Consider the following 16,280-nt stretch of genomic DNA (forward strand, 5'->3'; position numbering starts at 1 on the left):
CTGTGATCAGGCAGTGGACCACGTTGCGTCCGGTCCGTTGCTGACGCGGTGACAGGGGGCGGGGCGCATGTGTGGGCGACGGCTCGGGCGGAGCAGGGGCGGGCGAGCCGTCGCCCACACGACCGTCGACCGGTCGCTCCGCGGACTCACGGCGCCCCGGCGCCGTCACCTCGTACCTCGGGTGACCGTCGCGCCTCTTGCGCGCCGAGGCCGGGCTGTGCCACCGCGTCATCGGCCGACGGCGGGTAGAACCGGCGGGCCCAGCGCCGGAACGGGCCGATGGGGCCGTCGCCGGGAGCGAGGCGGGGTGGTTGCCGGTACTGCTTGTGGTGCCAGACCGGGAAGTCGGCGGCGGTGAATTCGCAACTGGACCGGAAGATGGCGCGGTCCAGCAGCCGGGCGGCGGTACGGCTCACCGCGCGCGCGAGCGGCGCCGGGAGCCGCTCCGGCTCCGAGAATGCGACGCGGTTCTGCTGCCGGAACTGCATGCGGTTGGGGGCGATGGCCGTCGGCATCACCATCGTGCACATCCGCAGCCCGATCCGGGGCGTGTGCACATCGGCGTGCAGACAGCCGAGCCCGTAGCCGTCGACCTCCACCTCCACGACGAAGTCCCCGAGTACCGGAGCTGATTCGTGGGCCCGCATCGATACGTGGAACCTGGCGTCGTCGTACACGACCGGACCGCCGATCTCGGCCTTCTTCCAGCCGTGCAAGGTGGCGAAATGCCCGAGGTCCACCGAGTTCTCGATGACCTCCTGGACGTGCCCGGCCAACTCCCAGGCGGCGGTACGGGTGGGCCGGTGCCCGATCCGGTGCCATTCGGGGACGAACCAGTCCGGGGCCCTGCCGTCGTGGTGCCGCCACACGAAGACGGCGCCGTTGACCTCGTGCACCGGCAACTGGGCCAGAGGCGACTTCGGCGGCTTCGTTTCGTAGCCCGTCCGCACGCATCTGCCGTCCGGGCCGAACGCGAAGAAGTGGAACGGACACACCAGATCGTCGCCGTCGACCTTCGCCAGGCCGAGATGCGCGCCGAGGTGCGGACAGTACGGCTGGACGGCGCGCAGGGCACCCGTACCGAGCCGGTACAGCACCACGTCCTGACCCGCGAGCGGCCGGGTGAGCACGGTACCCGGCCGCAGTTCGCCGGAGAATGCGAGCGCGGACCAGCCGCTCGGATAGGGCAGGGCGGGTGTGCCCGCGGCATCGGCAGGTGTCGGTCCCTCACTGATGCCGCGTCCGAACTCGCGTGACAGTCCCACGACGTCCCCTCTCAAGGCAGATCGTTCCGAGACTGCCCAGACCGTTCCGGGATCCTCGCCACGCCGTGCACATCACCCGAACGGGGACGTCTGAGCCAGGAGCGATTCAAAGGAGTTGACGGTTGGGCAGCTGAGGCGTCGCCCGGCGACCCGCGCCTGCCTACCGCGCTCGCTGCTCGTACCCCACGAGGCGTACACAGACGGCGAGTCCGGCGATCGCCTGCTCCAGTTCCGCGAGGCCCGGGTAGCTGGGCGCGATCCGGAGCTCATCGGCCGCCGACCGGCGCGCTCCTGTTCGCCGGAGCGGCGCGGCCGGTGCGGAGGTGGTGCCACGGGCCGGGAAGCGATACCGCAGGTGCGGGGGGGGTGGCCGGACCGCAGGTCGGGGGATCGGCCGCCGTCGCGTGCCGTGCAGTCTCGAACGCGTGAAAAACGAGCGAAACCGGGGCGGTGGGACTGCGGGCACGGGAAACGGGTACGAAACTGGACCGCACGGGTGCGAAACATGATCGACTCCGCTGGTTCACGGCGATGGTCTTGCCCCGCCGTGTGACGGGGCCTACGTTCTCCTCTACGCCCGCGTCTACGGGCGTAGAAACGCGTTGAGGCTCTCTGACGCCGCGTCGAAGGAGCAGCTCATGTCCCACGTCGTACGCGCCGCACTCGTCCAGGCGACCTGGACCGGCGACACCGAATCCATGATCGCCAAGCATGAGGAGCACGCGCGCGAGGCCGCCCGCCGGGGCGCGCGGATCATCGGTTTCCAGGAGGTGTTCAACGCCCCCTACTTCTGCCAGGTGCAGGAGCCCGAGCACTACCGCTGGGCCGAACCGGTCCCCGACGGCCCGACCGTCCGGCGGATGCGGGACCTCGCCCGGGAGACCGGCATGGTGATCGTCGTGCCGGTGTTCGAGGTCGAGCAGTCCGGCTTCTACTACAACACCGCCGCGGTCATCGACGCCGACGGCTCCTATCTCGGCAAGTACCGCAAGCACCACATCCCGCAGGTCAAGGGCTTCTGGGAGAAGTACTACTTCAAGCCGGGGAACGCGGGCTGGCCGGTGTTCGACACGGCCGTCGGCAAGGTCGGCGTCTACATCTGCTACGACCGGCACTTCCCCGAGGGGTGGCGGCAACTCGGGCTCAACGGAGCCCAGTTGGTGTACAACCCCTCCGCCACCTCGCGCGGCCTCTCCGCCTACCTCTGGCAGCTGGAGCAGCCCGCCGCCGCCGTCGCCAACGAGTACTTCGTCGCCGCGATCAACCGCGTCGGCCAGGAGGAGTACGGAGACAACGACTTCTACGGCAGCAGCTACTTCGTCGATCCGCGCGGTCGGTTCGTCGGTGACGTCGCCTCCGACAAGGAGGAGGAACTCGTCGTGCGCGACCTCGACTTCGGTCTCCTCGACGAGGTCCGGCAGCAGTGGGCGTTCTACCGGGACCGCCGCCCGGACGCGTACGAGGGACTGGTCGAGCCGTGAGCAGCCTGCATCAACGCCATCTCGCCATCTGCCCCGAGTGGCTGACGCTCTATTACGAGCACCCGCTGGAGATCACCCACGGCGAGGGGCGGCACGTCTGGGGCGCCGACGGCAGGCGCTACCTCGACTTCTTCGGCGGCATCCTCACCACCATGACCGCCCATGCCCTGCCCGAGGTGGCCAAGGCGGTCGGCGAGCAGGCCGGGCGGATCATCCACTCCTCCACGCTCTACCTCAACCGCCCGATGGTCGAGCTGGCCGAGCGGGTCGCCACGCTCTCCGGCATCCCGGACGCCCGGGTCTTCTTCACCACCTCCGGAACCGAGGCCAACGACACGGCGCTGCTGCTCGCCACCGCGTACCGCCGGTCGAACCAGGTCCTCGCGATGCGCAACAGCTACCACGGCAGATCGTTCTCCGCGGTCGCCATCACCGGCAACAGCGCCTGGTCGCCCACGAATCTCTCTCCGCTGCAGACGCTGTACGTGCACGGTGGCGTCCGCAGCCGAGGGCCGTACGCGCACCTGGGCGACGCCGAGTTCATCGCGGCCTGCGTCGCCGACCTGGAGGACCTGCTCGGCCACACCCGCCCGCCGGCCGCCCTGATCGCCGAGCCGATCCAGGGCATCGGCGGGTTCACCTCGCCACCGGACGGGCTGTACGCGGCGTTCCGCCGGGTCCTCGACCGGCACGGAGTCCTGTGGATCTCCGACGAGGTGCAGACCGGCTGGGGCCGCACCGGCGAGCACTTCTGGGGCTGGCAGGCGCACGGCGAGAACGGGCCGCCGGACATCCTCACGTTCGCCAAGGGCATCGGCAACGGCATGTCGATCGGCGGGGTCGTGGCCCGTGCCGAGGTCATGAACTGCCTCGACGCCAACTCGATCTCGACCTTCGGCGGCTCCCCGGTCACGATGGCGGCCGGACTCGCCAACCTCTCCTACCTCCTGGAACACGATCTGCAGGGCAATGCCCGGCGCGTCGGCGGACTGCTGATCGAACGGCTGCGCGCGGTCGGTGCCGCCTCCGCGTGCGTACGGGAGGTGCGCGGCCGGGGCCTGATGATCGGAATCGAGCTGGTGCGGCCGGGCACGGACGAGGCGAACCCCGACGCGGCCACCGCCGTACTCGAAGCGGCCCGGGAGGGCGGCCTGCTCATCGGCAAGGGCGGCGGACACGACACCAGTGTGCTGCGGATCGCCCCGCCGCTCTCGCTGACCATCCGGGAGGCGGAGGAGGGCGCCGAGATCCTGGGCAGCGCCCTGCGCACGGTGGGATGAGCTGCGCGGTGCAGGGCGCAAGCGGGCCGGGGCGTGGCCCCGGGTCCAACTGGTAGTGGCCTGGTCGGCGATCGGCGTGAAGGGAACCCTGAGAGATGACTCGGACTCTGATTACTGGCGGTCTCGTGATCACGGCTGCCGACGAGATCCACGCGGATGTGCTGATCGAGCACGGCCGGGTGGTAGCTCTGGCGGCGCCGGGAAGCCAGCAGTGGACCGCGGATCGTGTGATCGACGCGTCGCAGAAGTACGTGATCCCGGGCGGCGTCGACGCGCACACGCACATGGAGATGCCGTTCGGTGGCACGTTCGCGTCGGACACGTTCGAGACGGGGACGCGGGCTGCGGCGTGGGGTGGGACGACGACGATCGTCGACTTCGCGGTGCAGTCGAAGGGGGAGGGGCTTCGGGCAGGTCTGGACGCCTGGCATGAGAAGGCGGACGGGAACTGTGCGATCGACTACGCGTTCCACATGATCATGTCGGACGTGAACGAGTCGACGCTGCGGGAGATGCCGAGGCTCGTCGAGCATGGCGTGACCTCGTTCAAATTGTTCATGGCGTATCCGGGGGTCTTCTATTCGGATGACGGGCAGATCCTGCGCGCGATGCAGAAGGCCGGTGACACGGGCGGGCTGATCATGATGCACGCCGAAAACGGCATCGCGATCGACGTGCTGGTGGAGCAGGCCCTTGCCCGGGGCGAGACCGATCCCCGCTACCACGGGGAGGTCCGCAAGGCCCTGCTGGAGGCGGAGGCGACCCACCGGGCGATCCAGCTCGCCCGGGTCGCGGGGGCACCCCTGTACGTGGTCCACGTCTCGGCCGAGGAGGCCGTGGCGGAGCTGGCCATGGCCCGGGACAAGGGTCTGCCCGTCTTCGGCGAGACCTGCCCGCAGTACCTGTTCCTCTCCACCGACAACCTGGCGGAGCCGGATTTCGAGGGCGCGAAGTACGTCTGCTCCACACCGCTGCGCCCGAAGGAGCATCAGGCGGCGCTGTGGCGGGGCCTGCGGACGAACGACCTCCAGGTGGTCTCCACCGACCACTGCCCGTTCTGCCTCGTCGGCCAGAAGGAACTCGGCCGGGGCGACTTCTCGAAGATCCCCAACGGCCTGCCGGGGGTGGAGAACCGCATGGACCTCCTCCACCAGGCCGTCGCGGACGGGCACATCTCGCGCCGCCGCTGGATCGAGATCGCCTGCGCGACCCCGGCCCGGATGTTCGGCCTGTATCCGCAGAAGGGGACGATCGCGCCGGGCTCGGACGCGGACGTGGTGATCTACGACCCGCAGGCCGCGCAGACGCTGTCGGCGTCGACCCATCACATGAACGTCGACTACTCGGCGTACGAAGGGAAGACGGTCACCGGCCAGGTCGAGACGGTCCTGTCACGTGGCAAGCCCGTGATCGATCAGAGGACGTACGTGGGCCACGCGGGCCACGGCACGTTCGTGCCCCGTGCCACCTGCCAGTACCTGGGCTGACCCCATCCGGACCTGATCACACCGACGTGGACTTGGAGGTCCCCAGTGGACTTCGGACTCGTTCTGCAGACCGACCCGCCCGCCTCGCAGGTCGTCGACCTGATGTGCCGGGCGGAGCGCAACGGCTTTTGCTACGGCTGGACCTTCGACTCCGCCGTGCTGTGGCAGGAACCCTTCGTCATCTACAGCCAGATCCTCGAGCACACCACGAAGCTGCACGTGGGCCCGATGGTGACCAACCCGGGAACGCGGACGTGGGAGGTCACCGCCTCCACCTTCGCCACCCTCAACGACATGTTCGGCAATCGGACCGTCTGCGGCATCGGCCGCGGCGACTCCGCAATGCGCGTCGCCGGCCGCAAGCCCGACACCCTGGCCCGCCTGGGCGAGGCCGTCGAGGTCATCCGTGACCTGGCGGAGGGCCGCGAGGCGGTGGTGGACGGCAACCCGATCCGCATCCCGTGGGTGAAGGACGGCAAGCTGCCCGTCTGGATGGCGGCGTACGGGCCGAAGGCCCTCGCCCTCGCCGGGCAGAAGGCCGACGGTTTCATCCTCCAACTCGCCGACCCCTTCCTCACCGAGTGGATGGTCAAGGCGGTGCGTGCCGCCGCCGAGGAGGCCGGCCGCGACCCGGCCTCGATCACCATCTGCGTCGCCGCCCCCGCGTACGTGACCTCCGACGACTCGCCCGGGGCTCTGGCTCACGCCCGCGAGCAGTGCCGCTGGTTCGGCGGGATGGTCGGCAACCACGTCGCCGACCTGGTCGCCAAGTACGGTCGGCACTCGTCGATGATCCCGGACGAGCTGACGGCGTACATCAAGGACCGCCACGGCTACGACTACTCCCACCACGGCCGCGCCGACAACCCGTCCACCGACTTCGTCCCCGACGACATCGTCGACCGCTTCTGCCTCATCGGCCCCGCCGAGGCGCACATCGAAAAACTCCGCCACCTCGAGGACCTGGGCGTCGACCAGTTCGCCGTCTACAACATGCACGACGCCCGCGAGGCCACCATCGACACCTACGGCTCCGACATCATCCCGTTATTCAGCTCATCGTCGCCGCAGATGCGTGGGGGCAGCACGGCCGGGCCGACTGCAGGGTGAAGGTCGACGATCTGCCCGGGGCGGGGACGCCGAGCCTGGCAAGCAGGGTGTGTACGCAAAGGGGTACCGGGCGCACCCTGCACCTTCCGCAGCTCCAGTCGGTAGGCCCCGCGCCCGTGGAAACACGTGAACGACAGAAAGAGCAAGAAGCTGCCGAAGCGGCTTGCCGCGGCTGCCGGTGAAGGGCGCGCCGGACTCCTCCAGCGACTCCTCGCCCAAGGGGCCGATCCGGACACCCGCGCCCCTGACGGAGCCACACCGCTCTACCTCGCCGCCGTCCAGGGCGAAAACCGCTGCGCCGAGCTGCTCCTGGCGGCCGGGGCCTCGCCCAACGCCGAATCCCGGGGTTGGCGCAGCGGACTACCACTCGCCGCAGCCGCTACCCAAGCGAACCTCCCCCTCGTCGAGCTGCTGCTACGCCATGGAGCCGACCCGCACCTTCGGGAGTCGGGGGGCGGCTCGGCGCTCGACTGGGCGCAGGGCTGGAGCGACGACACCGAGGAGCGGCGAGCGGTCCTGGACCGGCTGCGCAGCCTCACCGCTTGAACCGAGCTGGAACCCGCGGGCGGTTGTCGCGTTCGCGGTGGGTGGCGTCCTGGCGATCGGCGGCTCCCACGCGGCTCCGGGCACGGGCCCGTAGGGGCCGGTCCAGGCCGAGCGGTCCGATCCATCCGAGCGTACGACGGGGCGGCACGCGGCGCGCGACGGCGCACGCCGGGGCGGGCGGGCCGTGCTCCGCCGTCGCTCGGAGGCGTACATCGGTCCCAACGGTTGAGCGGACCGTCCCGGACTGGTTACCCTCCGGTAAGCGCGTGCGGTCATACGGGTGCGGGCGCGGCGCGCACCCGCCGCTACGAGGAAGGCGGGCAGCCCATGTCCTCAACGGAAGCCGTGACGGCCACCGGCCCGGCCCACCCGACCGGACTGGCCGACAGCGCACGGGAGCTGGCCGAGGGCCGTACCACCTCGACCCGGCTGGTGTCCGAGGCCCTGGCACGTATCGACGCGAGCCGCGGCACCCTCAACGCCTTTCGTCATCTGCGGGCCGAGGCCGCGCTCGCCGAGGCGGCCGAGGCCGACCGTCGGCTCGCCGCGGGGGAGCGGCTGCCGCTGCTCGGGGTGCCGGTCGCCGTCAAGGACGACACCGACGTCGCCGGGATGCCGACCTTCTTCGGCTGCGGCGGCGATCTGCCCGCCGCCACCGCCGACAGCGAGGCCGTGCGCCGACTGCGGGCCGCCGGTGCCGTGATCGTCGGCAAGACCAATTCCTGCGAACTCGGCCAGTGGCCGTTCACCGAGGGCCCCGCCTTCGGCGCCACCCGCAACCCGTGGCACACCGGCCACACCCCGGGCGGCTCGTCCGGCGGGTCCGCCGCGGCCGTCGCGGCCGGACTGGTGCCCGCGGCCCTCGGGTCGGACGGCGCCGGTTCCGTCCGGATTCCCGCGGCCTGGACCCACCTTGTCGGCATCAAGCCGCAGCGCGGCCGGATCTCCGTCCACCCCCACAGCGACGCCTTCCAAGGGCTCACCGTCAACGGACCGCTGGCCAGGACCGTAGCCGACGCGGCCCTGCTGCTCGACGCGGTCGCCGGTCCCCACCCCGACGACCCGCACCGCCCACCCGCCGTCGAGGCAGCGGCCGCCGCCCGCCGCGAACCGGGCCGGCTGCGTATCGCCCTGGCCTGGCGCCCCCCGCTCACCCTCACCCGCTGCGAGCCCCACCCCGACGTGCGCCGGGCCGTCACCGCCCTGGCCGAGACGCTCGCCCTCCTCGGCCACGACGTCGAGGAGGCCAGGCCCCGCTACGGGCTGATCGGACTCGGCTTCGTCCCCCGGGCCACCGCCGGGATCGCCGAACTCGCCGCCCGCCACCCGGACCCCGCCCTCCTCGACCCCCGCACCCGCAGCGCGCTGCGCACCGGAACCCGGCTCGGCGGCCGAGTGGTGCGCGCGGCGAGGGCGCGGGAGGTGCACCAGCACCGCAGGATCGGCGCGTTCTTCCGCACGCCCGGCGCGGCGACCGGCTACGACGTGCTGCTCACCCCGACGACCGCCCTGCCGCCGCCCCCGATCGGCAGGTTCGACGGGCTGAGCGCCTGGCGCACCGACGTGGCGATGGCCGAGGCGTGCCCGTACGCCTGGCCCTGGAACGTACTGGGCTGGCCGGGCGTCAACGTACCGGCCGGGTTCACCTCCGACGGGCTGCCCGTCGGAGCCCAACTGCTCGGCCCCTCCCGCAGCGAGGAGCGGCTGATCTCGCTCGCCGCCCAGCTGGAGGCCGAACGCCGCTGGTACGACTTCCTGCCGCCCGTCGCCGGCTTCGTCCCGGCCGAGGGCGGGCGGTGACCTCCCCGCCCGCCTCCGCGTGATCGCGGCGTCGGCCCCGGCCGGTCGTTCGGCCCGGCACCGGATCACCCGAGCGGACCATCGGACCCGGAACGGGTGTTCCCGCCCGCCAGGCTTTCGGCGGGCGCCGGCTCCCCGCTGACGCATGCGCCGCGAACGCCCGACGCCGGTGCGCCCGACACCGCTCTTTGTACGCCAAGGACCCGCGACGTTCGCATCGGAGCGCCGCAGGCAGGACCATGGAGTGGATCGGAGTGGATGGGTGGTGAGTAGCATGGCGTCCCCAGGCCCGCACTCCGCGCCGGGTGCCGAACCGCCGCAGCCCGGTCTCCTCGGCACCCCCCACTCCGCCTTCGACACGGCGAACGACGCGACGGCGGTGATCTCCGGAACCGGGACGGTCATCGGATGGACGCAGAGCGCTCAGGGCCTCCTCGGGTACCGCGCCGCCGAGGTCGTCGGGCGCTATGCCGCTTTCCTGCTCGCGATGCCCGAGGACCCGGTCCGCGTCGCGGGGATCGCCGAACGGTGCCGCGCCGGTGCCGGGTGGACCGGGGCCGCCGAGGTGCGGCGGCGCGACGGGCGGCGGATCGAGGTGGACCTACGGATCTCCGCCTCCTTCGAGTTGGACGGCCGGGAGGCGTTCCTGGTCTCCGCCCGGGGACGGAGGGCGGAATGGGCGGTGGGGCAGTCCGTACTGGACGCCTTCCTGACCAGCTCGCCGATCGGCATCGCGGTGATGGACCCGCAGCTGTGCTACGTCTGGGTGAACGACACCCTGGAGCGGATCGGCGGCGTCTCGCGCGAGCAGCGTCTGGGCCGCCGCATGAGCGACGTGCTCCCGGGGCTGGAGGCCGACACCATCGAGACCCTGATGCGCAGGGTGCTGGACACGGGCGTCCCCGTCATCGACTACGAGTACCAGGGCTGGAGCTGGGCCGATCCGCACCGCCAGCGCGCGTACTCCACCTCGTTCTTCCCGCTGACCGACAGCGACGGCGCCGTCAGGGGCATCTGCTACATGGTCACGGACGTCACCGACCGGTGGAGGGCCCAGCAGCGCCTGGCCCTGGTCAACGACGCCGGAGCCAGTATCGGCAGCACCCTGGACGTGATGCGCACCGCCCAGGAACTGGCCGACTTCGCGGTGCCGCGCTTCGCCGACCTGGTCTTCGTCGACCTGCTGGAACCGGTGGCCCGCCCCGAGGAACCGGAGCGGTGGCCGGGTGACCCGGGACATGCGCCCCCGGGGTTCTCCGCCGCGCAGTTCTCCGGGAGGGGCGCCCTTCGTACGAGTGGCGCCTTGGCACCCCGGATGCGGCGCGTCGCCATGAGCTCGGTGCGGGAGGGCGTCCCGGAGGCGGTCCGCAGGATCGGGGACCTGGTGGAGTTCGTGCCGCCGCCGTACGACGCGCGGTTCCTCTTCGAGGGCGAACCCGTCCTGTTCCCGGTCCTCGAATCCCTCAGTCGTCTGATGGCCGTCGAGCAGCCGGAGCGCGCGGAACGCATCCGCGAGTTCGGCCTCCACTCCCTCATCGCGGTCCCCATGCGGGCCCGGGACACGGTCCTCGGGCTGACCACCTTCATGCGCTCGGTGAACCTGGTCCCCTTCGAACCGGACGACGTGCTGCCCGCCCGCGAACTGGTGGCCCGTGCGGCGATGAGCGTGGACAACGCCCGCCGCTACACGCGCGAGCACGCCGCGGCGCTGACCCTGCAACGCAGTCTGCTCCCGCACACCCTGCCCGGAGGCATGGCCGTGGACGTGGCGTCCTCGTACCTCCCGGCGGACGCCAAGGACGGTGTCGGGGGAGACTGGTTCGACGTGATCCCGCTCTCCGGGGCCCGGGTCGCCCTGGTCGTGGGCGACGTCGTCGGACACGGCATAAGCGCCGCCGCCACCATGGGCAGGCTCCGCACCGCGGTCCACACCCTCGCCGACATGGACCTGCCTCCCGACGAACTCCTGGCCCACCTCGACGACCTCGTGCTCCGCCTGAGCGACGAGGAACCCGAGGGAGCGGCGGGCGGGACGACGGTGCTCGGTGCCACCTGCCTGTACGCGATCTACGACCCGGTCACCCGGCGCTGCACCATGGCCCGAGCGGGCCACCCGCCACCCGCCGTCGTCTCGCCCGACGGGCGCGTCAGCTTTCCCGAGCTGCCCCCGGGCCCACCGCTGGGGCTGGGCGGGATGCCCTTCGAGACCGCGGAGACCGACCTTCCGGAAGGCAGCCTCATCGCCCTGTACACCAACGGCCTCATCGAGGGCCGGGACCGGGACCCCGAACTCGGCATGTCCCGCCTCGGCGCAGCCCTGGCCCAGTGCGGACTTCCCCTCGACGTGTTGTGCGAGTCGGTCGTCGAGCAGCTTCTCCCCGTCCCGCAGCCCGACGACGTGGCGCTGCTGCTCGCCCGTACCCACGAGCTGAGCGCCGATCACGTCGTCTCGTGGGAGGTGCCCTCCGACCCGGCGGCCGTCGCGGGCGTCCGGTCGCGCACGGCCCGTCTGCTGCGCAACTGGGGCCTGGAGCACATGGAGATGACGACCGAGCTGATCGTCAGCGAACTGGTCACCAACGCCGTGAGACACGCCACCGGACCGATCCGGCTGCGGCTGCTGCGCCAGTCCGTCCTGATCTGCGAGGTCTCGGACACCAGCAGCACCTCACCGCGGCTGCGGCACGCCAGGACCACCGACGAGGGCGGTCGCGGCCTCTTCCTGGTCGCCCAGCTCACCCGCCGCTGGGGCACCCGCTACACACCCGAGGGAAAGGTCATCTGGACCGAACAGGAAATCCCGCCGACCGGTCACTGAGCGGGGCCCCCGACCGGGATCCGACCGTGTCGCACACGTCGGCCGCGCGCCCGGAGCGCCCACGCGATCATGTGATGTATGACCGGTGAGTATAGTCCCGTTCATGATCTCCGCCTTCCCCCCATGTGATCAGCGTGTGCGCGGTGCGCGTCCACGCGCTCACGGCGTCGTGGTGCCCGGTTTCCGAATATCCGACCGGGCTGGTGACGGATGCCGACAGTGACTCGGAAGAAGGAGCCGGGAGCCGGTTGCGACCCCGCGGGCGCGGGGCTCCGCAAACGGCGCTGGGACTGGCCGGTGCTGCTGGTGTGCGCGGTCTCGGCGCTGGCGGTGGGACTGTCCTCGCCCTCCGGTACGGCGCAGCAGGCATGGGGCCTGGCCGCGGCGGTCGGTTACGGCTGCGCCGCCGTGGTCGCGCTGAGATCGGCCACGCCGTGGTCCCGGCTGCCCGCCGTCGTCGCCACCGCCGGATCGGTGGTCGCCCCCCTGCTCTACCTCACGGTCGTCGGCAAGGCGCAGATGGAGGTCGGGGTCGTCGAACGGTCGGCCGACCTGCTGTTCTCCTCCGGGACCGTGTACAACGGCGATCCGCACGTGGTGCCGGACTTCAACCCGTACCTGCCCGGAATGGCGCTCTTCGGCGTCCCCCAGGTGCTGTTCGGCGACACTCCGTTCACCAGCGCCCGGCTGTGGTTCGCGATCGGATTCCTGGCCGCGGTGATCGGTGCCGTCCGGGTGCTCACGAAGGGGCGGGACACCGGGAGCGGTCAGGGCGGCGTCACCGTCCCCTCGTCCGTGACGGGTGTGTTCTGGCTGATCGCCTGCCCCGTCGTCGCGCTGCCGCTGACCATCGGGGGCGTCGACCCGCCGGTCGTCGGACTCGTCTGTCTGGCCCTGGCCTTCGCGGACCGGCGCAACGACCTGGGGGCAGGGCTGGCCCTTGGTGCGGCCGCCGCGCTCAAGTGGACCGCCTGGCCGGCCATCCCGGTGGTCGTCGCCCTGTTCGCCGTGTGCCTCGGCAGGCGTGCCGCCGTCAGGAGCGGGGTGCTCGCCGTCGGAATCGCGGTGCTGTGCACCGTGCCCGTGGCTCTGGTGGACATCGACGCGTTCTACCAGAACGTGGTCCTCTACCCGCTGGGCCTGGGCGAGGCGGCGTCGACCGCGCAGAGTCCGCTGCTCGGGCACCTGATCGTCACCCTGGTCCCGCACGGGCAGGCGGTGACCGTGGTGCTCATCGGACTGAGCGCCCTGGGCGTCGGCGTGTCCCTGCTGGTCCGTCCGCCGCGGACCCCCGTCGCGGCCGCGGACAGGCTCGCGCTGGGACTGCTCTTCGCGATCGTGCTGTCCCCGGCCACCCGCATCGGCTACGCCATCTTCCCCGTCGTGCTCCTCACCTGGCCCCGGTTCGCGGCCCGTCTGTCGGCGGGGCGCGCCACGGATCCAGGGAGCGAGGCGCGCGCGTCCGGGACCTCGGCGGCCGGGACCGCTGTGCCGCGGCAGCCGGAAGCCGAACAGAACCTGACCGGCACCGCCGATCCCTAGACGCCGGCTCCCGCGGGCGCCCGTTCCTGTGGGCGCTCCCGAAGGAGCCCCCGACGTCGGCACACCGGCATCGAGACCGACACCGCCCCGCCGGTCGCACACGGTGTGCGACCGGCGGGGCGGTCGTGTGGCGGGGCGGCCGGCCTCGGCGTGCCGGGGCCGGCCGCCCTCGTGCGGATCCCGTCGGGCTGTGTCCCCGTACCGCTGTCACGGCACGCGGGCGGTCCATTCGGCGGTGGCGAACTTGGTGCGCACGAGCTCCTCTGCCCTGGCCATCTCCTCCGGGGTGACCTTGCCGCTGGTGAGGCCGTGGCGCCTGCGGAAGGACTCGATCATGTTGTCGATGACGGTCTCGCGCGGCAGACCGGTCTGGCGACGGAGGGGGTCGACGCGCTTCTTGGCGCTCTTGGTGCCCTTGTCGGACAGCTTCTCCTTGCCGATGCGCAGCACGTCGAGCATCTTGTCGGCGTCGATGTCATAGGACATCGTCACGTGGTGCAGCACGGCACCGGGCCCGCCACCGGAGCCCACGATGCGCTTCTGGGCCGCACCGGCGATCTTCCCGACCTCGGTCGCGATGTCGTTCAGCGGCTGATACCAGGCATTGATGCCCATGTCGCCGAGCGCCCCGAGCACCCAGTCGTCGAGATAGGCGTAGCTGTCGGCGAACGAGAGACCGGAGACCAGGGCGTCCGGGACGGACAGCGAGTACGTGATCGTGTTGCCCGGCTCCACGAACATGGCACCGCCACCGGAAACCCGCCGGACCACCGTGACACCGTGCCGTTCGGCACCGGCCGGATCGACCTCGTTGCGCAGGGACTGGAAGCTCCCGATGATCACGGCGGGCGAGGCCCACTCCCAGACCCGGAGCGTCGGCGGGCGCCGGCCCGCGGCGACCTCGGCGGTGATGACCTCGTCGAGAGCCATGTGGAGGGCGGGTGACTGCGGTCCCTCGTGGATGAGCTGCCAGTCGTAGTCGCTCCACTCGGTGGCCTGGGCGAGGGCCCGGCGCACCGCGACGGCGACTCCCTCCGTGGTGAGGCCCAGCATCACCGTCGAGTCCGGGAGAACCGCGTCGATCCGGGCGGCGAGCCCGGCGGTGTCCGTGTTGGCCGGAGCGCCCTCCAGCGCCGCGTCGATCGCCAGGATCGCCTCGTCCGGCTCCAGGAAGAAGTCCCCGGCCACCCGTACGTTCCGCAGCGCCCCGCCCTCGACGTCCAGATCGACGACGACGAGTTTGCCGCCGGGGACCTTGTACTCACCGTGCACAGCCATGCCTCCAGACCCGACGGCCTCTTGTTGCGTGGGCGCCGACCCGTGCGTGAGGACGCCACTGCCGTGGAGTCTAATCCGTAGGATTTACGCACCTGACGGCCCGACCGGTGCCGACGATGGCGCGGGTTCCCGGCGTGGTCCCAGCAGTCCCGAGGGTGCTCCGGTGCGGTCCTACGCGGGCAGCGGGGCGCGGGTCTGTTCGACGAGCAGGGCGGTGACATCGCTGATCCGGCCTTCGCGGGCGTGAGCGGCCCGCTGGCGATGGGCTCCGCTGCCGCAACGGAGCAGCCGGTCGACGAGGCCGGTGACGACGGCGGTGTCGCCGCAGGCGTCCAGACCGGGCAGCGCGGCCTTCACCATGCGGTCGAGCAGGGCGCGGGCGGGCGTCAGGGTGCCGGTGGTGGTGTCCACGCCGTTCCCCTCCAGGCCGTCGTGAGCGGCCCGCCACAGGGCGAGGCGCAGGACCCGGTCGGGCACCTCGGCGGCCGGGCGGTCGTCCGCGATGGCCTGGAGGGCGGCGGTGGCCAGTCCCCGGACGAGGAGGGCGATCAGCAGCGCCTCCTCGGCGGTGGCGGCCACGTCGGCGACGCGTATCTCCAGGGTGGGCAGGCGTGGGGCGGGCCGGATGAACCAGTACACCATTCCCGGATCGAGGGCGGCGCCGCCGTCGAGCAACGCGTCGACGGCGCGGTGGTAGTCGTCGGGGGTGCGGTACAGCGGCGGGGGACCGGAGGAGGGGAGGCGGGACCAGAGGATGTTGCGCCAACTGGCGTGACCGGTGTCCCGCCCCTGGTAGAAGGGGGAGTTGGCGCTCACCGAGAGCAGGGCGGGCAGGTGGGGACGCAGGTGGTTGGAGACGGCGAGGGCGGTGGGCAGGTCGGGCATGCCGATGTGGACGTGGCATCCGCACACGGTGTGGGACTCCACCAGACCGCCGAACCGGTCGCTGATGCGCCGGTAGCGGGGCTTGTCGGCCAGCGGGAGGGGCACGGGGGTGCCGTACGGGGCGCAGCCGACGGCGGCGAGGCCGAGGCCCTGCCGCTGCGCCGCCTCGGCCAGGGCGTGCCGTGCCGCCGCGAGATGGTGGTGGGCCTGGTCGGCGGAGCGGCAGACCGGAGTGGCGGCCTCCAACTGGAACCGGGTGATCTCCTCGGTCAGCGTGCCGGCCGCGGGGGCGGCGGGAGCGGCCGTACGCAGGACGAGGGGCGCCTGTGGCGCCGGTCGGCTCGTCTCCGGGTGCAGCAGGAGGAACTCCTCCTCGATGCCGAAGGTGAGCGGGGCGTCGTCGTGGTGCGCGTTCAGCGGGTTGGTGCGACCGTGTGCCATATGCGACTCCGTTCCTGCGGGGCGCAGGTGCTTCCCCGCATCAGAAAGCTGGTGTCGACGTGACCGGTCCGGGAGAGGAACCGTCCCGCGGGCCCGGGTCACGTTGGTGAGGGCGCGTGCTGACGGTGCGTCGGGGGAACGTGGGGCCGGGTCAGGGTTGCATGTTCGAGCTGGGCTGACCAGGCCGCCCCCTTGAACGGGGGCGCGTGACCGGGGCGTCGCCTCGCAGAAAGCGGTCCGGGGCCGTGGGGTGTGTCACCACCGCACGGCCCCGGACCGGGACGACGACCAGGGGTCAGGGGTTTCAGCCCTTGCGGGCCTTGATCTCGTCGGTGAGCTGGGGCACG

11 protein-coding genes are annotated in these 16,280 nt (G+C 71.8%); 8 read left to right on the forward strand and 3 right to left on the reverse strand.

Annotated features, from left to right (window positions below; translation table 11 throughout):
• Positions 1–146 precede the first annotated feature (146 nt).
• A complete protein-coding gene (locus ACGF2V_RS29210; protein ID WP_362630074.1) occupies positions 147–1,265 on the reverse strand; it encodes a Rieske 2Fe-2S domain-containing protein in 1,119 nt (372 codons plus the stop codon).
• Between the two features lie 638 nt (positions 1,266–1,903).
• On the opposite strand from ACGF2V_RS29210, the gene ACGF2V_RS29215 reads away from it, so the two are divergent.
• From ACGF2V_RS29215 to ACGF2V_RS29250, 8 genes are all read left to right on the forward strand, one after another.
• Positions 1,904–2,746, forward strand: coding sequence for a nitrilase-related carbon-nitrogen hydrolase (locus ACGF2V_RS29215; RefSeq protein WP_362630076.1), 843 nt, complete (start codon positions 1,904–1,906; stop codon positions 2,744–2,746).
• Complete coding sequence (locus tag ACGF2V_RS29220; protein WP_362710440.1) at positions 2,743–4,026, forward strand: aspartate aminotransferase family protein; 1,284 nt, start codon at positions 2,743–2,745, stop codon at positions 4,024–4,026. Before ACGF2V_RS29215 ends, ACGF2V_RS29220 begins: the two co-directional genes overlap by 4 nt.
• Positions 4,027–4,121: 95 nt before the next feature.
• Complete coding sequence (gene hydA, locus ACGF2V_RS29225; RefSeq protein ID WP_362630081.1) at positions 4,122–5,513, forward strand: dihydropyrimidinase; 1,392 nt, start codon at positions 4,122–4,124, stop codon at positions 5,511–5,513.
• A 45-nt stretch (positions 5,514–5,558) separates the two neighbouring features.
• Positions 5,559–6,623, forward strand: a complete 1,065-nt coding sequence (locus ACGF2V_RS29230) for a TIGR03842 family LLM class F420-dependent oxidoreductase (RefSeq protein WP_362710437.1) — start codon at positions 5,559–5,561, stop codon at positions 6,621–6,623.
• A gap of 126 nt (positions 6,624–6,749) precedes the next feature.
• The gene (locus ACGF2V_RS29235; protein WP_362710435.1) at positions 6,750–7,169 is read left to right on the forward strand and encodes an ankyrin repeat domain-containing protein; all 420 of its coding nucleotides are present in this window, start codon (positions 6,750–6,752) and stop codon (positions 7,167–7,169) included.
• A gap of 327 nt (positions 7,170–7,496) precedes the next feature.
• On the forward strand, positions 7,497–8,969 hold the full coding sequence (locus ACGF2V_RS29240) for an amidase (protein ID WP_362630088.1): 1,473 nt from the start codon (positions 7,497–7,499) through the stop codon (positions 8,967–8,969).
• A 274-nt stretch (positions 8,970–9,243) separates the two neighbouring features.
• Positions 9,244–11,787, forward strand: coding sequence for a SpoIIE family protein phosphatase (locus tag ACGF2V_RS29245; RefSeq protein ID WP_362710431.1), 2,544 nt, complete (start codon positions 9,244–9,246; stop codon positions 11,785–11,787).
• A 210-nt stretch (positions 11,788–11,997) separates the two neighbouring features.
• Positions 11,998–13,329 (forward strand): glycosyltransferase family 87 protein, encoded by a 1,332-nt coding sequence (locus ACGF2V_RS29250; protein WP_389048407.1) that lies wholly within the window; start codon positions 11,998–12,000, stop codon positions 13,327–13,329.
• Between the two features lie 207 nt (positions 13,330–13,536).
• Here the strand turns inward: ACGF2V_RS29250 and ACGF2V_RS29255 are convergent, their stop codons facing one another.
• Together ACGF2V_RS29255 and ACGF2V_RS29260 are read right to left on the reverse strand one after the other, a co-directional pair.
• Complete coding sequence (locus tag ACGF2V_RS29255; protein ID WP_362710488.1) at positions 13,537–14,601, reverse strand: biotin/lipoate A/B protein ligase family protein; 1,065 nt, start codon at positions 14,599–14,601, stop codon at positions 13,537–13,539.
• Between the two features lie 177 nt (positions 14,602–14,778).
• A complete protein-coding gene (locus ACGF2V_RS29260; RefSeq protein WP_362710427.1) occupies positions 14,779–15,933 on the reverse strand; it encodes a glutamate--cysteine ligase in 1,155 nt (384 codons plus the stop codon).
• Between the last annotated feature and the right edge of the window lie 347 nt (positions 15,934–16,280).

Origin of the sequence: Streptomyces sp. NPDC047982 (genome assembly GCF_043204165.1) — a bacterium.
Taxonomy (GTDB): domain Bacteria; phylum Actinomycetota; class Actinomycetes; order Streptomycetales; family Streptomycetaceae; genus Streptomyces.

What these genes read in the sequence shown, in the direction of transcription:
- ACGF2V_RS29240 (WP_362630088.1), top strand. Translation starts at nt 7,497, where the DNA reads ATGTCCTCAACGGAAGCCGTGACGGCCACCGGCCCGGCCCACCCGACC.
- ACGF2V_RS29250 (WP_389048407.1), top strand. Translation starts at nt 11,998, where the DNA reads ATGCCGACAGTGACTCGGAAGAAGGAGCCGGGAGCCGGTTGCGACCCC.
- ACGF2V_RS29260 (WP_362710427.1), bottom strand. Translation starts at nt 15,933, where the DNA reads ATGGCACACGGTCGCACCAACCCGCTGAACGCGCACCACGACGACGCC.
- hydA (WP_362630081.1), top strand. Translation starts at nt 4,122, where the DNA reads ATGACTCGGACTCTGATTACTGGCGGTCTCGTGATCACGGCTGCCGAC.
- ACGF2V_RS29215 (WP_362630076.1), top strand. Translation starts at nt 1,904, where the DNA reads ATGTCCCACGTCGTACGCGCCGCACTCGTCCAGGCGACCTGGACCGGC.
- ACGF2V_RS29245 (WP_362710431.1), top strand. Translation starts at nt 9,244, where the DNA reads ATGGCGTCCCCAGGCCCGCACTCCGCGCCGGGTGCCGAACCGCCGCAG.